Source organism: Pseudomonas brassicacearum (genome assembly GCF_009601685.2).
Taxonomy (GTDB): domain Bacteria; phylum Pseudomonadota; class Gammaproteobacteria; order Pseudomonadales; family Pseudomonadaceae; genus Aquipseudomonas; species Aquipseudomonas kilonensis_B.
This window is the reverse complement of sequence record NZ_CP045701.2, coordinates 2,916,547-2,932,154: the sequence shown is the minus strand read 5'-3', so window position 1 is coordinate 2,932,154 and position 15,608 is coordinate 2,916,547. Positions and strand designations below refer to the sequence as shown.

Annotated in this window: 15 protein-coding genes and 1 pseudogene; 10 read left to right on the top strand and 6 right to left on the bottom strand. The window is 60.5% G+C overall.

Going from position 1 to position 15,608, the window contains the following annotated elements; translation table 11 throughout:
• Positions 1 to 77: 77 nt before the first annotated feature.
• Entirely contained in the window at positions 78 to 977 is a 900-nt protein-coding gene (lpxO, locus tag GFU70_RS12840; RefSeq protein ID WP_058545918.1) for a lipid A hydroxylase LpxO, read from the bottom strand.
• Positions 978 to 1,379: 402 nt separating this feature from the next.
• Here lpxO and GFU70_RS12835 point away from each other — a divergent pair, with 402 nt between their 5' ends.
• Complete coding sequence (locus GFU70_RS12835) at positions 1,380 to 2,969, top strand: ABC-F family ATPase (RefSeq protein ID WP_003181279.1); 1,590 nt, start codon at positions 1,380 to 1,382, stop codon at positions 2,967 to 2,969.
• A gap of 238 nt (positions 2,970 to 3,207) precedes the next feature.
• Positions 3,208 to 4,401 carry an MFS transporter gene (locus GFU70_RS12830; RefSeq protein WP_153388147.1) on the top strand — a complete coding sequence of 398 codons (1,194 nt, stop codon included), beginning with the start codon at positions 3,208 to 3,210 and terminating at the stop codon, positions 4,399 to 4,401.
• 695 nt (positions 4,402 to 5,096) lie between these two features.
• Here GFU70_RS12830 and GFU70_RS28730 read toward each other — a convergent pair.
• From GFU70_RS28730 to GFU70_RS12820, 3 genes and pseudogenes are all read right to left on the bottom strand, one after another.
• A pseudogene (locus GFU70_RS28730) lies at positions 5,097 to 5,177 on the bottom strand (nucleoid-structuring protein H-NS); the annotation flags it as partial.
• A gap of 225 nt (positions 5,178 to 5,402) precedes the next feature.
• Complete coding sequence (locus tag GFU70_RS12825; RefSeq protein ID WP_153388146.1) at positions 5,403 to 6,440, bottom strand: alpha/beta hydrolase family protein; 1,038 nt, start codon at positions 6,438 to 6,440, stop codon at positions 5,403 to 5,405.
• Positions 6,441 to 6,624: 184 nt separating this feature from the next.
• The gene (locus GFU70_RS12820) at positions 6,625 to 7,233 is read right to left on the bottom strand and encodes an FMN-dependent NADH-azoreductase (RefSeq protein ID WP_116642332.1); all 609 of its coding nucleotides are present in this window, start codon (positions 7,231 to 7,233) and stop codon (positions 6,625 to 6,627) included.
• 129 nt (positions 7,234 to 7,362) lie between these two features.
• Here GFU70_RS12820 and GFU70_RS12815 point away from each other — a divergent pair, with 129 nt between their 5' ends.
• Positions 7,363 to 8,271 (top strand): LysR substrate-binding domain-containing protein, encoded by a 909-nt coding sequence (locus GFU70_RS12815; protein ID WP_058544390.1) that lies wholly within the window; start codon positions 7,363 to 7,365, stop codon positions 8,269 to 8,271.
• Positions 8,268 to 8,618: an MmcQ/YjbR family DNA-binding protein gene (locus GFU70_RS12810; RefSeq protein WP_058544391.1), complete on the top strand. Its 351-nt coding sequence runs from the start codon at positions 8,268 to 8,270 to the stop codon at positions 8,616 to 8,618. Before GFU70_RS12815 ends, GFU70_RS12810 begins: the two co-directional genes overlap by 4 nt.
• A 4-nt stretch (positions 8,619 to 8,622) precedes the next feature.
• Here the strand turns inward: GFU70_RS12810 and GFU70_RS12805 are convergent, their stop codons facing one another.
• Together GFU70_RS12805 and GFU70_RS12800 are read right to left on the bottom strand one after the other, a co-directional pair.
• Complete coding sequence (locus GFU70_RS12805; RefSeq protein ID WP_058544392.1) at positions 8,623 to 9,042, bottom strand: DUF1294 domain-containing protein; 420 nt, start codon at positions 9,040 to 9,042, stop codon at positions 8,623 to 8,625.
• Entirely contained in the window at positions 9,039 to 9,869 is an 831-nt protein-coding gene (locus GFU70_RS12800; RefSeq protein WP_153388145.1) for an undecaprenyl-diphosphate phosphatase, read from the bottom strand. Before GFU70_RS12800 ends, GFU70_RS12805 begins: the two co-directional genes overlap by 4 nt.
• A 273-nt stretch (positions 9,870 to 10,142) precedes the next feature.
• On the opposite strand from GFU70_RS12800, the gene GFU70_RS12795 reads away from it, so the two are divergent.
• From GFU70_RS12795 to GFU70_RS12770, 6 genes are all read left to right on the top strand, one after another.
• Entirely contained in the window at positions 10,143 to 11,777 is a 1,635-nt protein-coding gene (locus tag GFU70_RS12795) for a methyl-accepting chemotaxis protein (RefSeq protein WP_153388144.1), read from the top strand.
• A gap of 200 nt (positions 11,778 to 11,977) precedes the next feature.
• The gene (pnuC, locus tag GFU70_RS12790; RefSeq protein WP_058544395.1) at positions 11,978 to 12,541 is read left to right on the top strand and encodes a nicotinamide riboside transporter PnuC; all 564 of its coding nucleotides are present in this window, start codon (positions 11,978 to 11,980) and stop codon (positions 12,539 to 12,541) included.
• The gene (locus GFU70_RS12785; RefSeq protein WP_116643770.1) at positions 12,538 to 13,074 is read left to right on the top strand and encodes an AAA family ATPase; all 537 of its coding nucleotides are present in this window, start codon (positions 12,538 to 12,540) and stop codon (positions 13,072 to 13,074) included. The genes pnuC and GFU70_RS12785 overlap by 4 nt, the downstream gene beginning before the upstream one ends.
• 310 nt (positions 13,075 to 13,384) lie before the next feature.
• Positions 13,385 to 13,831, top strand: coding sequence for a hypothetical protein (locus GFU70_RS12780; RefSeq protein ID WP_058544396.1), 447 nt, complete (start codon positions 13,385 to 13,387; stop codon positions 13,829 to 13,831).
• A 1-nt stretch (position 13,832) separates the two neighbouring features.
• Entirely contained in the window at positions 13,833 to 14,426 is a 594-nt protein-coding gene (locus GFU70_RS12775; RefSeq protein WP_058544397.1) for a hypothetical protein, read from the top strand.
• 59 nt (positions 14,427 to 14,485) lie between these two features.
• Positions 14,486 to 15,457, top strand: a complete 972-nt coding sequence (locus GFU70_RS12770) for a hypothetical protein (protein WP_058544398.1) — start codon at positions 14,486 to 14,488, stop codon at positions 15,455 to 15,457.
• Positions 15,458 to 15,608 lie beyond the last annotated feature (151 nt).

Genomic DNA, 15,608 nt, shown 5'->3' with positions numbered 1-15,608 from the left:
AGCGAAAGATCAAAAGATCAAAAGATCAAAAGATCAAAAGATCGCAGGCTTCGCCAGCTCCTACGAGGGTAAAAAATTCAGATCCAGACAAAGATCGCCAGCAAACCACCAAAAAAAGCCCACTTCTGCAGGTAATACAACGTGCGGTTGCGTTTTTTCAGGGCCTTGCCCTGCAACCGGATCTTGTAGAGCCTGGAGAACGCCCGGTTCAAGGCGCCCGTCCTGTCGCCCGCGTCGTTGGGCGCACCGGCCGCGGCCATCACGGTGCGGCTGAACCAGCGGTTGAACGCGCTAACCCAGCGAAACTTCATGGGCCGCTCCACGTCGCAGAACAGGATGATGCGATTATGGTCAGTGGTGTTCTGAGCGTAATGAATGAACGTTTCGTCGAAGATCACCGCCTCGCCATCGCGCCAATGATAAGGCTCGCCATCGACATTGATGTAGCAGCCCGCATCGTTGGGCGTTTCCAGCCCCAGGTGATAGCGATAGGACCCAGCGTATGGGTCGCGGTGCCGCACCAGCTTCGAGCCCGGTGGCAACTCGGCGAACATCGCCGCCTTGATCGAGCCGATGCTCTGCACCAGTTCGGTGGTGCGTGGGCACAGTTTCATGGCCGAAGGATGGCTGTCGCCATACCACTTCAGGTAGAAACGCTTCCAACCGGTCTTGAAGAACGAGTTGAAGCCCACGTCGTCGTATTGATTGGAACGCTTGATCTGCCCCGCGTGCAACAGGCCTTGGCCTTCGGCCCGGATCTCTTGCCAGTGGGCCTGCAACGGGCTCAGGTCCGGGAACTGCGCCGGGCTCAGGAACGGCCTGTTGGGCAGTTTCGAGCACAGGTAAAGTAGGCAATTGATCGGCGCGAGAAACGACGAATGATCGCTCAACTGGCGTCCGAACGTATGCCGCACGCGACCGCGCAGGTGAACGTAGGCAATGGAGAAGATGTAGATCGCGACAATGATGAGCTTCACGAAAACCGTCACCATGCTGGAGTGATCAGGTTGCCTCCCCGGGCCAGCCAAGCGGCAAGGGCGGTGGCACAGGGTGCGATGGCATTCTAGCCACAGTTTGTAACCAAAAGTTATCCTTCAATTGTGAAAAACTGTCTTGCCCGGGCAATACCCTATCGTTTATGCGGCCAGACCAGTACAATCGCCGCCAACTATTACGCGCCCCCTTTGGCCGATACCGCAAACGCGGCTTCGGCGCACGTCTACCGGGCCAGGCGCTCCGTATGCTGCTGTCCTCTTATGCCGGATGGACCCTTGCGCTTGCGACCGCGACGCCTTTGCGCGGTCGCAACGTGCGCAAACAGGTACTGAACAGGTACTGCCGCACCCTTAGCTACTCTGAATGTTCCGCAGGATAAACCTTTGATCTCTACAGCTAACATCACGATGCAGTTCGGCGCCAAGCCACTGTTCGAAAACGTCTCTGTCAAATTCGGCGCGGGCAACCGCTACGGTCTGATTGGCGCCAACGGTTGCGGCAAGTCGACCTTCATGAAAATCCTCGGCGGTGACCTCGAGCCGTCCGGCGGCCAGGTCATGCTCGAGCCGAACGTGCGCCTGGGTAAGCTGCGCCAGGACCAGTTCGCCTACGAAGAATTCACCGTGATCGACACCGTGATCATGGGTCACGAGGAGCTGTGGAAGGTCAAGGCCGAGCGCGATCGCATCTATTCGCTGCCAGAAATGACCGAAGAAGACGGCATGGCCGTGGCCGAGCTGGAAACCGAATTTGCCGAGATGGACGGCTACACCGCCGAATCCCGCGCCGGTGAACTGCTGTTGGGCCTGGGGATTGGCATCGAGCAGCATTTCGGCCCGATGAGCGAAGTGTCGCCAGGCTGGAAACTGCGAGTGTTGCTGGCCCAGGCGCTGTTCTCCGACCCGGAAGTTCTGCTGCTGGACGAGCCGACCAACCACCTGGATATCAACACCATCCGCTGGCTGGAAAACGTGCTGACCCAGCGTTCGAGCCTGATGATCATCATCTCCCACGACCGTCACTTCCTGAACAGTGTCTGCACCCACATGGCGGACCTGGACTACGGCGAGCTGCGCCTGTTCCCGGGCAACTACGACGAGTACATGACCGTGGCGACCCAGTCCCGCGAGCAACTGCTGTCGGACAACGCCAAGAAGAAGGCGCAGATTTCCGAGCTGCAGTCGTTCGTCAGCCGTTTCTCGGCCAACGCCTCGAAAGCCAAGCAGGCTACGTCTCGCGCCAAGCAAATCGACAAGATCCAACTGGCCGAGGTCAAGCCATCGAGCCGCGTCAGCCCGTTCATTCGCTTCGAACAGACCAAGAAACTGCATCGCCAGGCGGTCATTGTCGAACGCATGGCCAAGGGTTTTGACGGCAAGCCGCTGTTCAAGGACTTCAGCTTCACCGTCGAAGCCGGTGAACGCGTGGCGATCATTGGCCCGAACGGTATCGGCAAGACCACCTTGCTGCGCACCCTGGTCAATGAACTGGAACCCGATGCCGGTACCGTGAAATGGACCGACGCCGCGGAACTGGGCTACTACGCCCAGGATCATGCCCACGACTTCGAAGACGACGTCAACCTGTTCGACTGGATGGGCCAGTGGACCCAGGGTGGCGAACAACTGGTTCGTGGCACCTTGGGCCGCATGCTGTTTTCCAACGACGAGATCCTCAAGTCGGTCAAGGTCATTTCCGGTGGTGAGCAAGGCCGCATGCTGTTCGGCAAGCTGATCCTGCAAAAGCCGAACGTGCTGGTCATGGACGAGCCGACCAACCACCTGGACATGGAATCGATCGAAGCGCTGAACCTGGCGCTGGAAAACTACCCGGGCACGCTGATCTTCGTCAGCCATGACCGTGAGTTCGTCTCCTCCCTGGCCACCCGCATCATCGAGTTGAGCGCCGACGGCGTGGTCGACTTCAGCGGCACCTATGACGACTACCTGCGTAGCCAGGGTGTGGTGTTCTAAGGACAGTCCTTGGCTGTTCGCTGCAAAAGCAAAGCCCTGTCCATGTGACAGGGCTTTTTTGTATCCCAAAGAGCAACAACCTGTGGGAGTTCAAGCTTGCTCGCGATGAGGCCGGTACATTCAACCTCATTTCAAACTGAGCACTCAGCCTCCCAAACCCATTTAGTTAGCCTGCTTTCTTTTATCCTCACCTCACGCCATGATGAGGCTCTCTTACCGCCGCCCGCGAACGAGCCCTATGCCCACGCCCTCACCTGCCTCCAGCTCCCTGTCGATCACCCTGCAGATCGTTTCCATCGTTTTCTACACCTTCATCGCCTTTCTATGCATCGGCCTGCCCATCGCCGTGCTGCCGGGGTACGTCCACGAGCAACTGGGCTTCAGCGCAGTGGTGGCCGGGTTGACCATCGGTTCACAGTACCTGGCGACCCTGCTCAGCCGCCCCATGGCCGGGCGACTGTCGGACAGCGTCGGCACGAAGCGGGCAATCGTCTACGGGCTGTCGGGGATTGTGCTCAGCGGTTTGCTGACGCTGCTCTCGATCTTGCTGCAAAGCTTTCCCCTGCCCAGCCTGTTGATTCTGATTGCTGGGCGCTTGCTGCTTGGCGTGGCCCAAGGGCTGATTGGCGTGGGCACCATCAGTTGGTGCATGGGCCAGGTGGGTGTGGAGCACACAGCCCGTTCGATTTCCTGGAACGGTATCGCCTCGTACGGAGCCATCGCCATCGGCGCCCCGCTGGGCGTGGTGATGGTCGGTGAGCTGGGGTTCGCCAGCCTGGGTGTGGCTTTGTCGGTGCTGGCCGGGGCGGCGCTGTTGATGATTCGCAACAAGCCATCGGTGCCGGTCATTCGTGGCGAACGCTTGCCTTTCTGGGCGGTGTTTGGACGCATTGCACCGTTCGGCGCGAGCCTGAGCCTGGCGTCGATCGGCTATGGCACGCTCACCACGTTCATCACATTGTTCTATATCAGTCGCGGCTGGACCGGCGCGGCCTGGTGCCTGACGGTCTTCGGGATCTGCTTCATCCTGGCACGGTTGTTGTTCATTTCCAGCATCGCCCGCTTCGGTGGCTTCAACTCGGCCATTGCCTGCATGAGCATTGAAACCCTCGGGCTGGTATTGCTGTGGCTGGCGCCGTCCACCGCGTTCGCCCTGGTCGGTGCCGGGCTGGCTGGTTTCGGGCTGTCGCTGGTATACCCGGCGCTGGGGGTGGAGGCCATCAAGCAAGTGCCGAACACCAGCCGGGGTGCGGGTTTGAGCGCCTATGCGGTGTTCTTTGACCTGGCGCTGGCGATTGCCGGTCCGCTGATGGGGGCGGTGGCGTTGAACCTGGGTTATTCGTCGATTTTCTTCTGTGCCGCCTTGTTGTCCGTCACTGGGCTGGGCCTGACTCTGCTGCTGCGTCGCCGAGCCATGAACGCGTCTTCGTAATACTGTTCACTAGGGAAACGGCGCTTGTTTCAGGAATGGCAAAAACGCTCTGCCCCACCACTTGGCACCTCGCTTAGGCTCGGAGTGCCCTCACTCCGGCATTGCTCCGTGGGCCCGCCGCGAAGGGTCATCCATGGCCCAGCGTGGGTATCCCGGCATCCATGCCGGGATACCCACTCCACAATACCTGCGTTCGGCCAGCGTGGTTAACGGGGCGCCGAGATCAACGTCCATCGCGAGGCGGCCTGATAGCCGACCTGGCTCTTCCGGTCGTACACCCGTCAGATCTGTGGGAGCAAAGCTTGCTCGCGAAGACGGCGGCACATCCAGCGCTGATGCAAGCTGATCGACCGCTATCGCGAGCAAGCTTTGCTCCCACAGGTCCTGCTCAGACAGATCTGATGGGTGTACGAACGGGAGAACCAGGTCGGCTGTGAGGCCGCTTCTCGAACAAGCTTTGCTCCCACAGGTCCTGCTCAAACAGATCTGACGGGCGTACGAACGGGAGAACCAGGTCGGCTGTGAGGCCGCTTCTCGAGCAAGCTTTGCTTCCACAGGTCCTGCTCAAACAGATCTGATGGGCGTACGAACGGGAGAATCAGGTCGGCTGTGAGGCCGCTTCTCGAGCAAGCTTTGCTTCCACAGGTCCTGCTCAAACAGATCTGATGGGTGTACGACCGAAAGAGCCAGGTCGGCTATAAGGCCGCCTCGCGGTGGACGTTGATCTCGGGCGCCCCGTTAACCACGCTGGCCGAACGCAGGTATTGCGTAGTGGGCCCACGGAGCAATGCCTTCGTTCGGGCACACCGAGCCTAAGCGAGGTGCCAAGTGGTGGGGCATGAGCGTTTTTGCTTACTTTTGGCTGGTCCGGCTCCCGGCTCTTCCAAAAGTGAGCCGCCGTCAGGGCGGAACCCTAAGTAGCCGTTACCGCAGAAACGGATATACACACCAAAAACTCGGAACGGAAGATCACCGGGAACGCTTAAGTGAACAGCACTACCTCATTGATCAGCCGTCCTCATCCCCGCCCGGGTCGGCTTGCCCAAGGCCTCGCCGAAAAAGCGGCTGGCCTCGGAAATCATGGTGCGGTGGATGTCCTTGCGGTCGACACCGTCAGCATCCGTGCAAAGCGCCGGCATCGCGGCGATCTGCTCGTCTGTGCACGGTGCCAGGAAGACAAAATGCCCCGCACCGGCCAGGGTCTTGAAGTCCGGCGCAGTGGGCAGCTTACGGGCCAGAGCGGCGGCATTCTTGTCGAAGGCCACGAGTTTGTCGCCATCGCCGCTGTACAGCAGCACCGGCACATGAACATCAGCCAGGGTATGACGGCCGAACTTCAGGCTCAACGGTGCCATCAACAACAACGCCCGGACCCTGGGGTCAGCCACCGGTTGCAGGTCATCGCGATCAGCGATCAGTTCGCCCTGGGTATTGCAGGCGTCCCGGTCGTCCGGCCGCTCTACGCAGTAGCGGCGCAGGCGATTGAGGTCGGGCGTCGCACCGGACAGGATCAGCGCGGTTTCGCCACCGGCCGAATAGCCGATCACCCCGACCTGCCCGGCATTGACGAACGGCGAGAGCATCGGGTCATTGAGCGTTGCGGTGATGGCTTCGGAAATCTGGATCGGCCGCCCGTACAGGTTGCTCAGGGTGCCAAGCCGGCTGTGATCCTGAGCGTTGTCGCCGGGATGAGTCACCGCCACTATGACAAACCCCTTGCGCGCCAGCGAAGTGGCCAGGTCATGCAGGGCCAGCGGCGTACCGGTATTGCCAGGGGACAGCATCAACAGCGGAAAGCGCCCGATAGCGATCTTGGCGTCTGGCGCGGCATCGATCTGGTAGCCACCCAGCAGGCTGGACTGTTCCCGGTCGGTGGACGGATAAAAGGCGATGGCATGCATCGGCTGCTGATCCAGCGGATCGAGAAAACTCAGCTCATGGAAACCGGCGCTCCAATGCGGATGTGGCCCCGGGGCGGCCTGCACTGGACCGAGACTGGCACACAAGCAAAGCAGCAACGCTGCACCAAAACGCGTCATCGAATCTTCCACCTTCACCAGCGCACGGGAAGGCCCCGTCGCTCGCCGTCTTGGCCGTGCATAACCTGCGCCATAAAGCCCAGCGCCGAATGCAGCAAAACCCTGCATCCCGACCATCCAATGACGACGAGAATACAGGGTTTTACGAAGGTTGCCCCAATAGCTTAGAGCCTTTACGCAAGCCTTATGCAGCAGCGAACTGCTGGCCGATCTGCAACGTGGCTTCGCTCATGGCTTTGGTGCGCATATCGTCACCGTAGGCCAGGCCCTCGGCGCGGACGAATTCGATATCGGTGATGCCGAGGAAACCGAACATCAGCTTCAGATAATCCTCGTGCCCTACGCCGCTCGGTTGGCCGGCATGCAAACCACCTGCGGTGGAAACGATCACCAGTTTCTTGCCGCCACACAGGCCTTCGGGACCGGCTTCGGTGTAGCGGAACGTCTGGCCGGCCACGGCGATGCGGTCGATCCAGGCCTTGAGTTGGGTCGGAATGCTGAAGTTATACATCGGCGCGGCGATGACCACCGCATCAGCGGCCAGGAATTCGGCCATCGCCGACGCGCTGAGATCGGCTTCATGCTTGAGCGCTGCGTCGCGCAATTCGGCGCTGGTGCCGGCGGCGATCAAGGTCTGGGCGGAAAAATGGCTGATGGCGTCAGCGGCCAGGTCGCGGTAGGTCACCGTGATGCCTGGCTCGGCAGCTTTCCAGGCTTGAACCACTTCGCGGCTCAATTGGCGGGAAGCGGAGTTGTCGCCGAGGATGCTCGAGTCGATGTGCAGCAGTTTCATGTCAGTGCTCTCCAAGTGAGGACCGCAACCGGGCGATCAATGGGTGACCATCCTATCGACGAAGCTAATGATCGATAAGACAGCATAAATGCGATAGTTTGTCCCACTGACAGGACAATCGAGCTCAACATGCAAGACCTCAATGACTTGTACTACTTCGCCAAAGTCGTCGAAGCCGGCGGTTTCGCGGCGGCCGGGCGATTGCTGGGGATTCCCAAATCGCGGCTGTCACGCCGGATTGCCGAGCTGGAAGAACGCCTCGGCGCCCGGTTGCTCCAACGCACCACTCGCCAATTGAAGTTGACCGCGGTCGGTGAGCGTTACCTGCGCCATTGCCAGGCGATGTTGCTGGAGGCCGAGATGGCCGACGAGGCGGTGGCGAGCATGTCCAGCGAACCGCGTGGCCGATTGCGCGTATCGAGCCCGGTGGGCCTGGCCCACCAGTTCCTGCCGGTGATAATCGAAACCTTCCTGGTGAAATACCCTTTGGTGCAACTGGAGATGACCCTGCTTAACCGGCGGGTCGACCTGATCAGCGAAGGCATCGATGTGGCGTTGCGCGTGCGCGACCTGGGGGACGAAGACCCCTTGCTGATGACCCGGCGTCTGCGCCAGGCGCGGCTGATGATGGTCGCCAGCCCGGCCTTTGTCGAAGGACGGCGGATCGAAACCCCGGATGATCTCAAGCAGTTGCCGGTGCTGGGGGCATTGGAAGCCGATCGCCAGGTGCACCTGCGCCTGGTCAGCGCCGACGGGCAGCGTGTGGAACTGAGCCTGGAAGCCCGCCTGGGCATTGACGACTTCATTGTGCGCCGGGCCTGCACCCTCGCCGGCCTGGGCTTCACTTTATTGCCGAGCATGTATTGCGAGCAGGAATTGCAGGACGGCACACTGGTGGAACTGTTGCCTGGATGGTCGTCACCCGATGGCTGGCTCCAGGCGGTCTACCCGCATCGGCGCGGCATGTTGCCGGCGGTGCGTGCATGGATCGATCATTTGGTGGAAGCCTTCGAGGGCTGTGGAGATAGAACGATATGAGGTTGAGCGAAGAGGATGTCGCGCAGTTTTGCCTGGACCTGCCCGGTGCCAGGGAGGACTACAAATGGGGCGGCGTGCGGGTGTTTTCCATTGCCGGGAACAAGATGTTCGCCTTGCAGGGCCTGCGAGGCGACTCGCTGGCGTTCAAGGTCGACAAGGACCTGTTCCTGGGCCATTGCGATCGGCCGGGCATCCACCCCGCGCCTTACCTGGCGCGGGCCCAGTGGGTCATCATGCAGGTGCCCTACCCGCTGGATGGCGAAGAGCTGCGTGGCCTGCTGCAACGTTCACACCAGTTGGTGGTCAGCAAATTGCCCAAGCGCACCCAGGCGGGCTTGTTGCTCTAGTTATTCAAAACACAAAGCGGCCCAGGAACAACTGGTCGATCCAGAACACCTGGTGCAACAGCACGATGAACCAGAACACGACCTGAAACGACACTTTGCGAGTCTTGTGGCGAAACAGCTGCTGGGCCAGCAAGGCGCCGGGCCAACCGCCGGCCAGCTCCACCGCATGCAGCACGTTCTCCGGGGTGCGCCAGGCGTCGGCGCGCGCCTTGCGCTTGTCGCTCCAGTACAGCAGGAACGCCACCACGCTGACGACGCCATAAGCCACCATCGGCACCCACGACACCGCCCGCAGCCCGAACAGCAGCGAACCGAACACCGGCAAGGCACAGAGCAGCACAAACGCCATCAGCTTGAGCCGCAGATGCTGCACGCGACCTTCAGCATTGCGTCCGGCGCGCTTGCGGTTGCCTGGTTCGTTCATGGCTTGGCAGCGGTCCAGTCCACCCAGCCGAACTGCCAGGTTGCCAGGATCAACAGGCCGAAGGCGATTCGATACCAGGCGAACACGGCGTAGCTGTGGCTGGCGATGAATCGCAGCAGGGCCTTGACCGCAATCATGGCGAAAATGAACGCCGTGACGAAGCCAATGGCGAACACCGGGAAATCCGCCGGGACAAACAACTCACGGTATTTGTAGCCCGAGTAGACAGCCGCACCGACCATGGTCGGCATCGCCAGGAAGAACGAAAACTCGGTCGCGGTTTTACGCGACAGCCCGAACAACAAGCCACCGATGATGGTCGCACCGGAACGGGACGTGCCTGGAATCATCGCAATGCATTGGGCCAGGCCGACCTTCAGCGCATCTTTCCAGGTAATCTCGTCCACGGTCATAGCGTGCACCTGGTGCTGGCGCTTCTCGGCCCAGAGCATCACCAGACCGCCCACCACCAGCGCGGCGGCCACCGTAATCGGGTTGAACAGGTAGTGGTGGATCCAGTCGGCAAACAGCACACCCAAGACCACGGCGGGCATGAAGGCGATCAGCAGGTTGGCGGTAAAGCGGCGATCGCTGGGTTGCGTCGGCAGGCCCAACACCACGTCGAATATCTTGCGGCGGAACTCCCAGACCACCGCCAGGATCGCGCCGAGCTGGATGATAATGTTGAACGCCATCGCACGTTCGCCACCAAACTCAAGCAAGTCGGCAACTATGATCTGGTGCCCCGTGCTGGAAATCGGCAGGAATTCCGTCAGGCCTTCCACTACGCCAAGAATCAGTGCCGAAAAGGCGGTCCACAAATCCATTCATCCCCCAAAAAAGACGCTGTTCATGCAGGTCTTATCAATATTCAAGTGTCATGCAGGTACCCCGCGGCGGGTGCACGATAACCGCGACCTTTCAAAAAAAACCAATGAAAAATGAGAACAGGCTCAGGTTTTGCGCTGCGGGGCCGAAATCCTATCAGACAAGCCCTGATAACGCTGCCGCGTTGTGACTCAAGTCAATTAGGGATAGCTGCCGGGCGCTACAGTGCCGGCCGTCGATATGACAAGAATAAAAAACCGGAGTGACAGCGTATGAATAGCTTGCGCAGTGTGTCGATCAGCCGACGCTTGTGGCTCATCCTCGTCGTGGCCATCGTGATGTTGTTCACGCTCGGCGCCTTGATGCTCAATCAGATCCACACCGACCTTTACCAAGCCAAGGTGCAGAAAACCCAGCACGTGGTACAGACCGCCAGCGGCGTGCTGAGCTACTACCATGGCCTGGAAACCGCTGGCACCCTGACCCGTGATGCCGCGCAAAAGCAGGCCCTCAGCGCCGTGCGTGGCCTGCGCTATAACCAGAGTGACTATTTCTGGATCAACGACCTGACGCCCGTGATGGTCATGCACCCGGCCAACCCGAAGCTTGAAGGCCAGAACCTCTCGGCCATCCGTGACCCGAACGGCTATGCGCTGTTCAACGAGATGGTTGCCATCGCCAAATCCAAGGGCGCAGGCATGATCAACTACCTCTGGCCGAAGCCGGGCGCCGAGGCCCCGGTGGGCAAGACCTCCTACGTCCAATTGTTCGAGCCTTGGGGCTGGATCATCGGCTCTGGCGTGTATGTGGATGACGTCGAGGCCGAGTTTCTGTCCCAGGTAATCAAGGCTTCGGTGGTCGGTCTGATCATCACCCTGCTCATGGGCCTGCTGTTGACCCTGATCGTGCGCAGCATCGTCGGCCCCCTGCAGGAAACGGTGAACGCCATGGCCAACATCGCCAGTGGCGAAAGTGACCTGACCCGCACCCTCGACACCCACGGCCAGGACGAAGTCACGCAACTGGCTCGGCATTTCAACGCCTTTACCGCCAAGTTGCGGCACGTGGTGACCCAATTGCAAGCTTCGGCCAGTGCACTGGGGCAATCCTCCAGCGAATTGGGCAACGACGCAGCGCAGGCGCAGGAACGCAGCCAGCAGCAGTCGCAACAAATGGAGCTGGTGGCTACCGCGATCAATGAAGTGACCTATGGCGTGCAGGACGTGGCCAAGAATGCCGAGCACGCGGCCAGTGAGATGCGCGACGCCGAATCCCAGGCCCAGCAAGGCCAAGTCAACATCGATGGCAGCCTGCAGCAGATCGACCACCTGTCCCAGACCATCGACCAGGCGGTGGAAGTGATCCGCACGCTGGCGAGTGAAAGCACCCAGATTGGCAGCGTGCTGGAAGTGATTCGCTCCATTGCCGAACAGACCAACCTGCTGGCCCTCAACGCCGCGATCGAGGCCGCCCGCGCCGGCGAACAAGGCCGGGGCTTTGCGGTGGTCGCCGATGAAGTGCGGCTGCTGGCCCAGCGTACACAGAAGTCCACTGCAGAGATCCAGGCGATGATCGAGCGCCTGCAAACCCACTCCGAAGCCGCCGTGAAAGTCATCGGCGACAGCAGCCGTGCTTCGCAACTGACCATTGAACAAGCCGGCCTGGCCGGTGCCAGCCTCAACGCCATCGGCCAGGCCCTGCGCAACCTCAACAGCCTGAACGCCTCCATCGCCAGTGCCACCCTGCAACAGGCCCATGTGGTGGAAGACATCAACCAGAACGTCACCCAGGCCGCCGGCCTGTCCCACAGCACCGCCATGGCCGCCGAGCAGTCCAGCCAGGCAAGCACCCGCCTCAAGGCATTGAGTGAACAGTTGAACGGGTTGCTCACGCAGTTCCGGGTCTAAGGATTGATGGACCCTTTGTGGGAGCGGGCTTGCTCCCTCCCACAAGGGATTCGCGGTGGACACCAAACCTGAGACCAACCCAAAACCAATGTGGAGCGAGCCGCTCGCGACAACAGCGGCCCATTCAACATTGGTATTGGAGCTGCCCACGCCATAGCGTTTACAATCGCCGCCCTCTTCTATTTCCCCAAGGAACCGCCATGTCCGGGCTTGAACTGTTTGCCGCAGCCCTCGGCGTAATCGCTGTCTGGTTGACCGTCAAGCAGAACCCCTGGTGCTGGCCGATCGGCCTGGTCATGGTGTTGCTGTACAGCTGGATTTTTTTCGAGGTGAAGTTGTACTCGGACATGCTGCTGCAAGTTGTCTACGCGGTGCTGCAACTCTACGGTTGGTGGCAATGGACCCGCGCCGGGCACAATCATGATGGACGCCAGGTCAGCCACCTCGGCGGCTCGTCAGTGCTGCTCGGCCTGGCCATTGGTGCGGCAGGCAGCCTGCTGTTGGGCGCCGCCATGGCCCACTGGACCGATGCCGCCCAGCCCTGGCTCGATGCCGCGCTCACCGGTTTCAGCCTCGTGGCCCAGTGGTGGATGGCGCAAAAACGCGTGCAATGCTGGCCGCTGTGGATTGCCCTGGACGTGATTTTCGTCGGCCTGTTCATCTACAAGGGCTTGCACCTGACCGCCGCACTCTATGCCCTGTTCACCCTGCTGGCCGTGCAAGGCTGGCGGCAATGGCGCGCCGACCCGGCCCTGCGCGCATGAAGGTGGTGGTGCTGACCGGCCCGGAATCGAGCGGCAAGAGTTGGCTGGCGACGCAATTGCAGGAGCACTTTGGTGGCGTGCGGGTGGATGAATACGTGCGCCATTTCATGGAGCAGACCCAGCGCGACACCTGCCTGGCCGACATCACCGACATCGCCGCCGGCCAACTGGCCTGGGAAGATGAAGCACGGGCCCGCCGGCCCGCGCTGTTGATCCTCGACACTCACCTGCTGAGCAACATCCTCTGGAGCCAGACCCTGTTCGGCGACTGCCCGGACTGGCTCGAGCCGGCCCTGCTGGCCCGCCATTATGACCTGCACCTGCTGCTGAGCCCCGAGCAGGTCGAATGGACCGGCGACGGTTTGCGTTGCCAGCCCGAACTGGCAGAACGGCTGGCGTTTTTTGAAGCGATCGAGGCTTGGCTCAGTCACCATCGACAACCCTTCCAGATTATTGAAGGTGATTGGGTACAACGCCAACAACAGGTGTTCACAGCCATTTGCCGCCTGCTTGATGCCGGACCACAAGGATGATCTGTTTCATTCTTGAAACAACGCAGTCACTCCAGAGCCGGATCCAACGCCGCTTCACCGGATTGCCATCAAGACTGTCAAGCTTCTGAAACACCTGCCCAAAAGCCTGGATCCAGAGCCCTGGAACAGTATGTGACCGATTGGTCACCCTCCCCCTTGTCTCAACGCTGAAACAGATTCGTCCCACGGCACGCCACCCACAAATACAACTCATTGAATTAAAAGGATTTTAGAAACTCGGCACGACACCTGCTCTGCCCCTCTTCGCACGCTGGACCAGGGCCAGCCCACCGAAGAAGGAATTGATGCCGTGGGGACTTTCGAGAGAAGTTTGACCTGTCTGCTGTTGATCGGCTGCGCCGCCAGCGCAACGCTCAGTCTGCCAGTGCAGGCTGAGGGCAACGGCGTCATTGTGCTCAACCGTGACGTGCAGCCCATCGCAATTGGTCGCAACGGTGGCAAAGACCCCTACCCGACCACCGTCAATGCCAACCCCTCCGAACGAATCAACCAGGCGACCGCCAGCACCGAACTGAGCGATGGCGAATTCGCCGCCGTGGCCAGCGGCTCGTCGATCCGCAACACCATCAATCCCAATACCAGTGTGCAAGGCCTGAACGTCGTGACCAACCCCAACGGTATGCCAGGCATGAGTGCCGGTCACGGTGGCGGTAGCGGCGGCGCGATCTCCGGCACCATCAACCGCTCGTTGAGTTCTGGCCTGGCTCCGCTGGGTCGGCTGGCGGGAGGCCAGTGAGATGAAGCCAGCCTTGTTTCTTCTCGCCCTGTTCATGCTTTCCCTGCTCAGCTCTTTCAACGTATTTGCCGATTCGGGTGTTGCAGCGGTCAGCAGCGCCAACCTGCAGGATTCCGGCAGCCATTACACCGGCAACTTCAACGTCAACCAGGCGGCCGGCGACCAGACCCAGCAAACCAACGCGCGGGCCATCGCCATCGGCAGCCACGCCCAGGCCAGCACGAGCGTGCAGCAACGCGTCGACACGCCGGCCAACCCCTCCATGAATGCCACCGCTCGAATCGGCGGCCACTCCTTTACCAATGGCAACGGTGTGCTGGGCGTCAACCAGTCCGCCGGGGCCAACAACCAGATGGCCAATGTCATGCGGGTGGGCATCAGTGCCCATCCGCAGAGCATTGACGACAGCGCCCTGTCTCAACAGAACGTGGCGTTGCTACCGAACTCAGGAGCAACTGGCGCCCCAACCGGCAGTCGCCAGGTCGTTACCAGCGACCAGGCCTTCACCGGCAGCCGAGGGGTAATCCAGGTGAACCAGAGCGCCGGGGTGGGAAACCGTATGGCTAACACCCTGAGCATCCGGGTTGCTGATTGACCCGTAGGCTACATAAGAAAGTACTGACACTTAACCAACGACACGCAAGGAGAAACACCATGAAACCTACAATGGCACTCAAACCATTGGTTTTCGCTCTCGCCGCTGTCATGGCAATGGCTGCACAAGCTCAAGGAAACGGCAACGGGTACGGCAATGATCATGGCCACCATGGTCCCAAAGGCCCAACATGGGAAGAACAGCTTTCCATCAACGCCAGCGCGATGGCTACCGTGATGGATGAGCAGAACAGCGACGGCAACGAGGTGCTCAACCAGGGCACTAAGAACACCGCCGAAGCTACCGATTCCCTCAATGGCAGCAACGGTAACATGGGGGCGAACATCGCCGCTGGCGACGGTAACCAACAAGACAACGCCGCAGCGCTGGCTACCGCTGACGAAAGCTTCATCTTCGGCTCGGCTGTCGCCGCCTCAAGTGCCACGCAAACCAATACCAACAACTATGTAAAAAACAACTCGACCCACAACAACGCCTCGCTCACCAACGCGGGCAACAATGGCTCCGGCAACATCGGCATCAACGTGACCGCCGGGAACTTCAACCAACAGAAAAACAACCTGGCCATCGCAGTGTCGGGTGGCCGTGTCGCACAGGCCTCTGCCGAGGCCAATCAGTCCTCCACTGGCCTGGTGGTCGACAACAAAGGCGTGCGGACCTACAAGACCGACACCCTCACCAGCACCTCAAGCGCGTCCGGCACATTCAAGGCCAAAGGCACCGGCACCGTCGAAGACGACGGCGGCTGGGGCAACAAAGGCGGTTACGGCGGCGGTCACGATGACGACAAGTTCAAGTTCTCCGCTGTGGGAACCTTTGAACTGGCCGGCAGCAACACCCAGCAGGTGCTGACCCGCGACGGTTGGAAAAACCCTGTGATCAACAACGCCACCATGACCAACTCCATGAACGGCTTCTCCGGTAACGGCGGCGCCAACGTGTCGGCAGGCGTGGGCAACCAGCAGAGCAACTCGCTGTCCATCGCGGCCGGCTGCAAGGCTTGCATGTAAAAAAGTCCCCCTGTGGGGGTAGTAGCTCTGTAGGAGCATCGCTTGCACGCGATTGAGGTCGTCACATACGGCCCCTCTGCTGGCTTTAAAACCGCTATCGCGAGCAAGCTTTGCTCCCACAGGCTCGTTTCCACAGGGAGCTTTTCCTGGA

What these genes read in the sequence shown, in the direction of transcription:
- GFU70_RS12830 (WP_153388147.1), top strand. Translation starts at nt 3,208, where the DNA reads ATGCCCACGCCCTCACCTGCCTCCAGCTCCCTGTCGATCACCCTGCAG.
- GFU70_RS12825 (WP_153388146.1), bottom strand. Translation starts at nt 6,440, where the DNA reads ATGACGCGTTTTGGTGCAGCGTTGCTGCTTTGCTTGTGTGCCAGTCTC.
- GFU70_RS12820 (WP_116642332.1), bottom strand. Translation starts at nt 7,233, where the DNA reads ATGAAACTGCTGCACATCGACTCGAGCATCCTCGGCGACAACTCCGCT.
- GFU70_RS12815 (WP_058544390.1), top strand. Translation starts at nt 7,363, where the DNA reads ATGCAAGACCTCAATGACTTGTACTACTTCGCCAAAGTCGTCGAAGCC.
- GFU70_RS12810 (WP_058544391.1), top strand. Translation starts at nt 8,268, where the DNA reads ATGAGGTTGAGCGAAGAGGATGTCGCGCAGTTTTGCCTGGACCTGCCC.
- GFU70_RS12805 (WP_058544392.1), bottom strand. Translation starts at nt 9,042, where the DNA reads ATGAACGAACCAGGCAACCGCAAGCGCGCCGGACGCAATGCTGAAGGT.
- GFU70_RS12800 (WP_153388145.1), bottom strand. Translation starts at nt 9,869, where the DNA reads ATGGATTTGTGGACCGCCTTTTCGGCACTGATTCTTGGCGTAGTGGAA.
- GFU70_RS12795 (WP_153388144.1), top strand. Translation starts at nt 10,143, where the DNA reads ATGAATAGCTTGCGCAGTGTGTCGATCAGCCGACGCTTGTGGCTCATC.
- pnuC (WP_058544395.1), top strand. Translation starts at nt 11,978, where the DNA reads ATGTCCGGGCTTGAACTGTTTGCCGCAGCCCTCGGCGTAATCGCTGTC.
- GFU70_RS12785 (WP_116643770.1), top strand. Translation starts at nt 12,538, where the DNA reads ATGAAGGTGGTGGTGCTGACCGGCCCGGAATCGAGCGGCAAGAGTTGG.
- GFU70_RS12775 (WP_058544397.1), top strand. Translation starts at nt 13,833, where the DNA reads ATGAAGCCAGCCTTGTTTCTTCTCGCCCTGTTCATGCTTTCCCTGCTC.
- GFU70_RS12770 (WP_058544398.1), top strand. Translation starts at nt 14,486, where the DNA reads ATGAAACCTACAATGGCACTCAAACCATTGGTTTTCGCTCTCGCCGCT.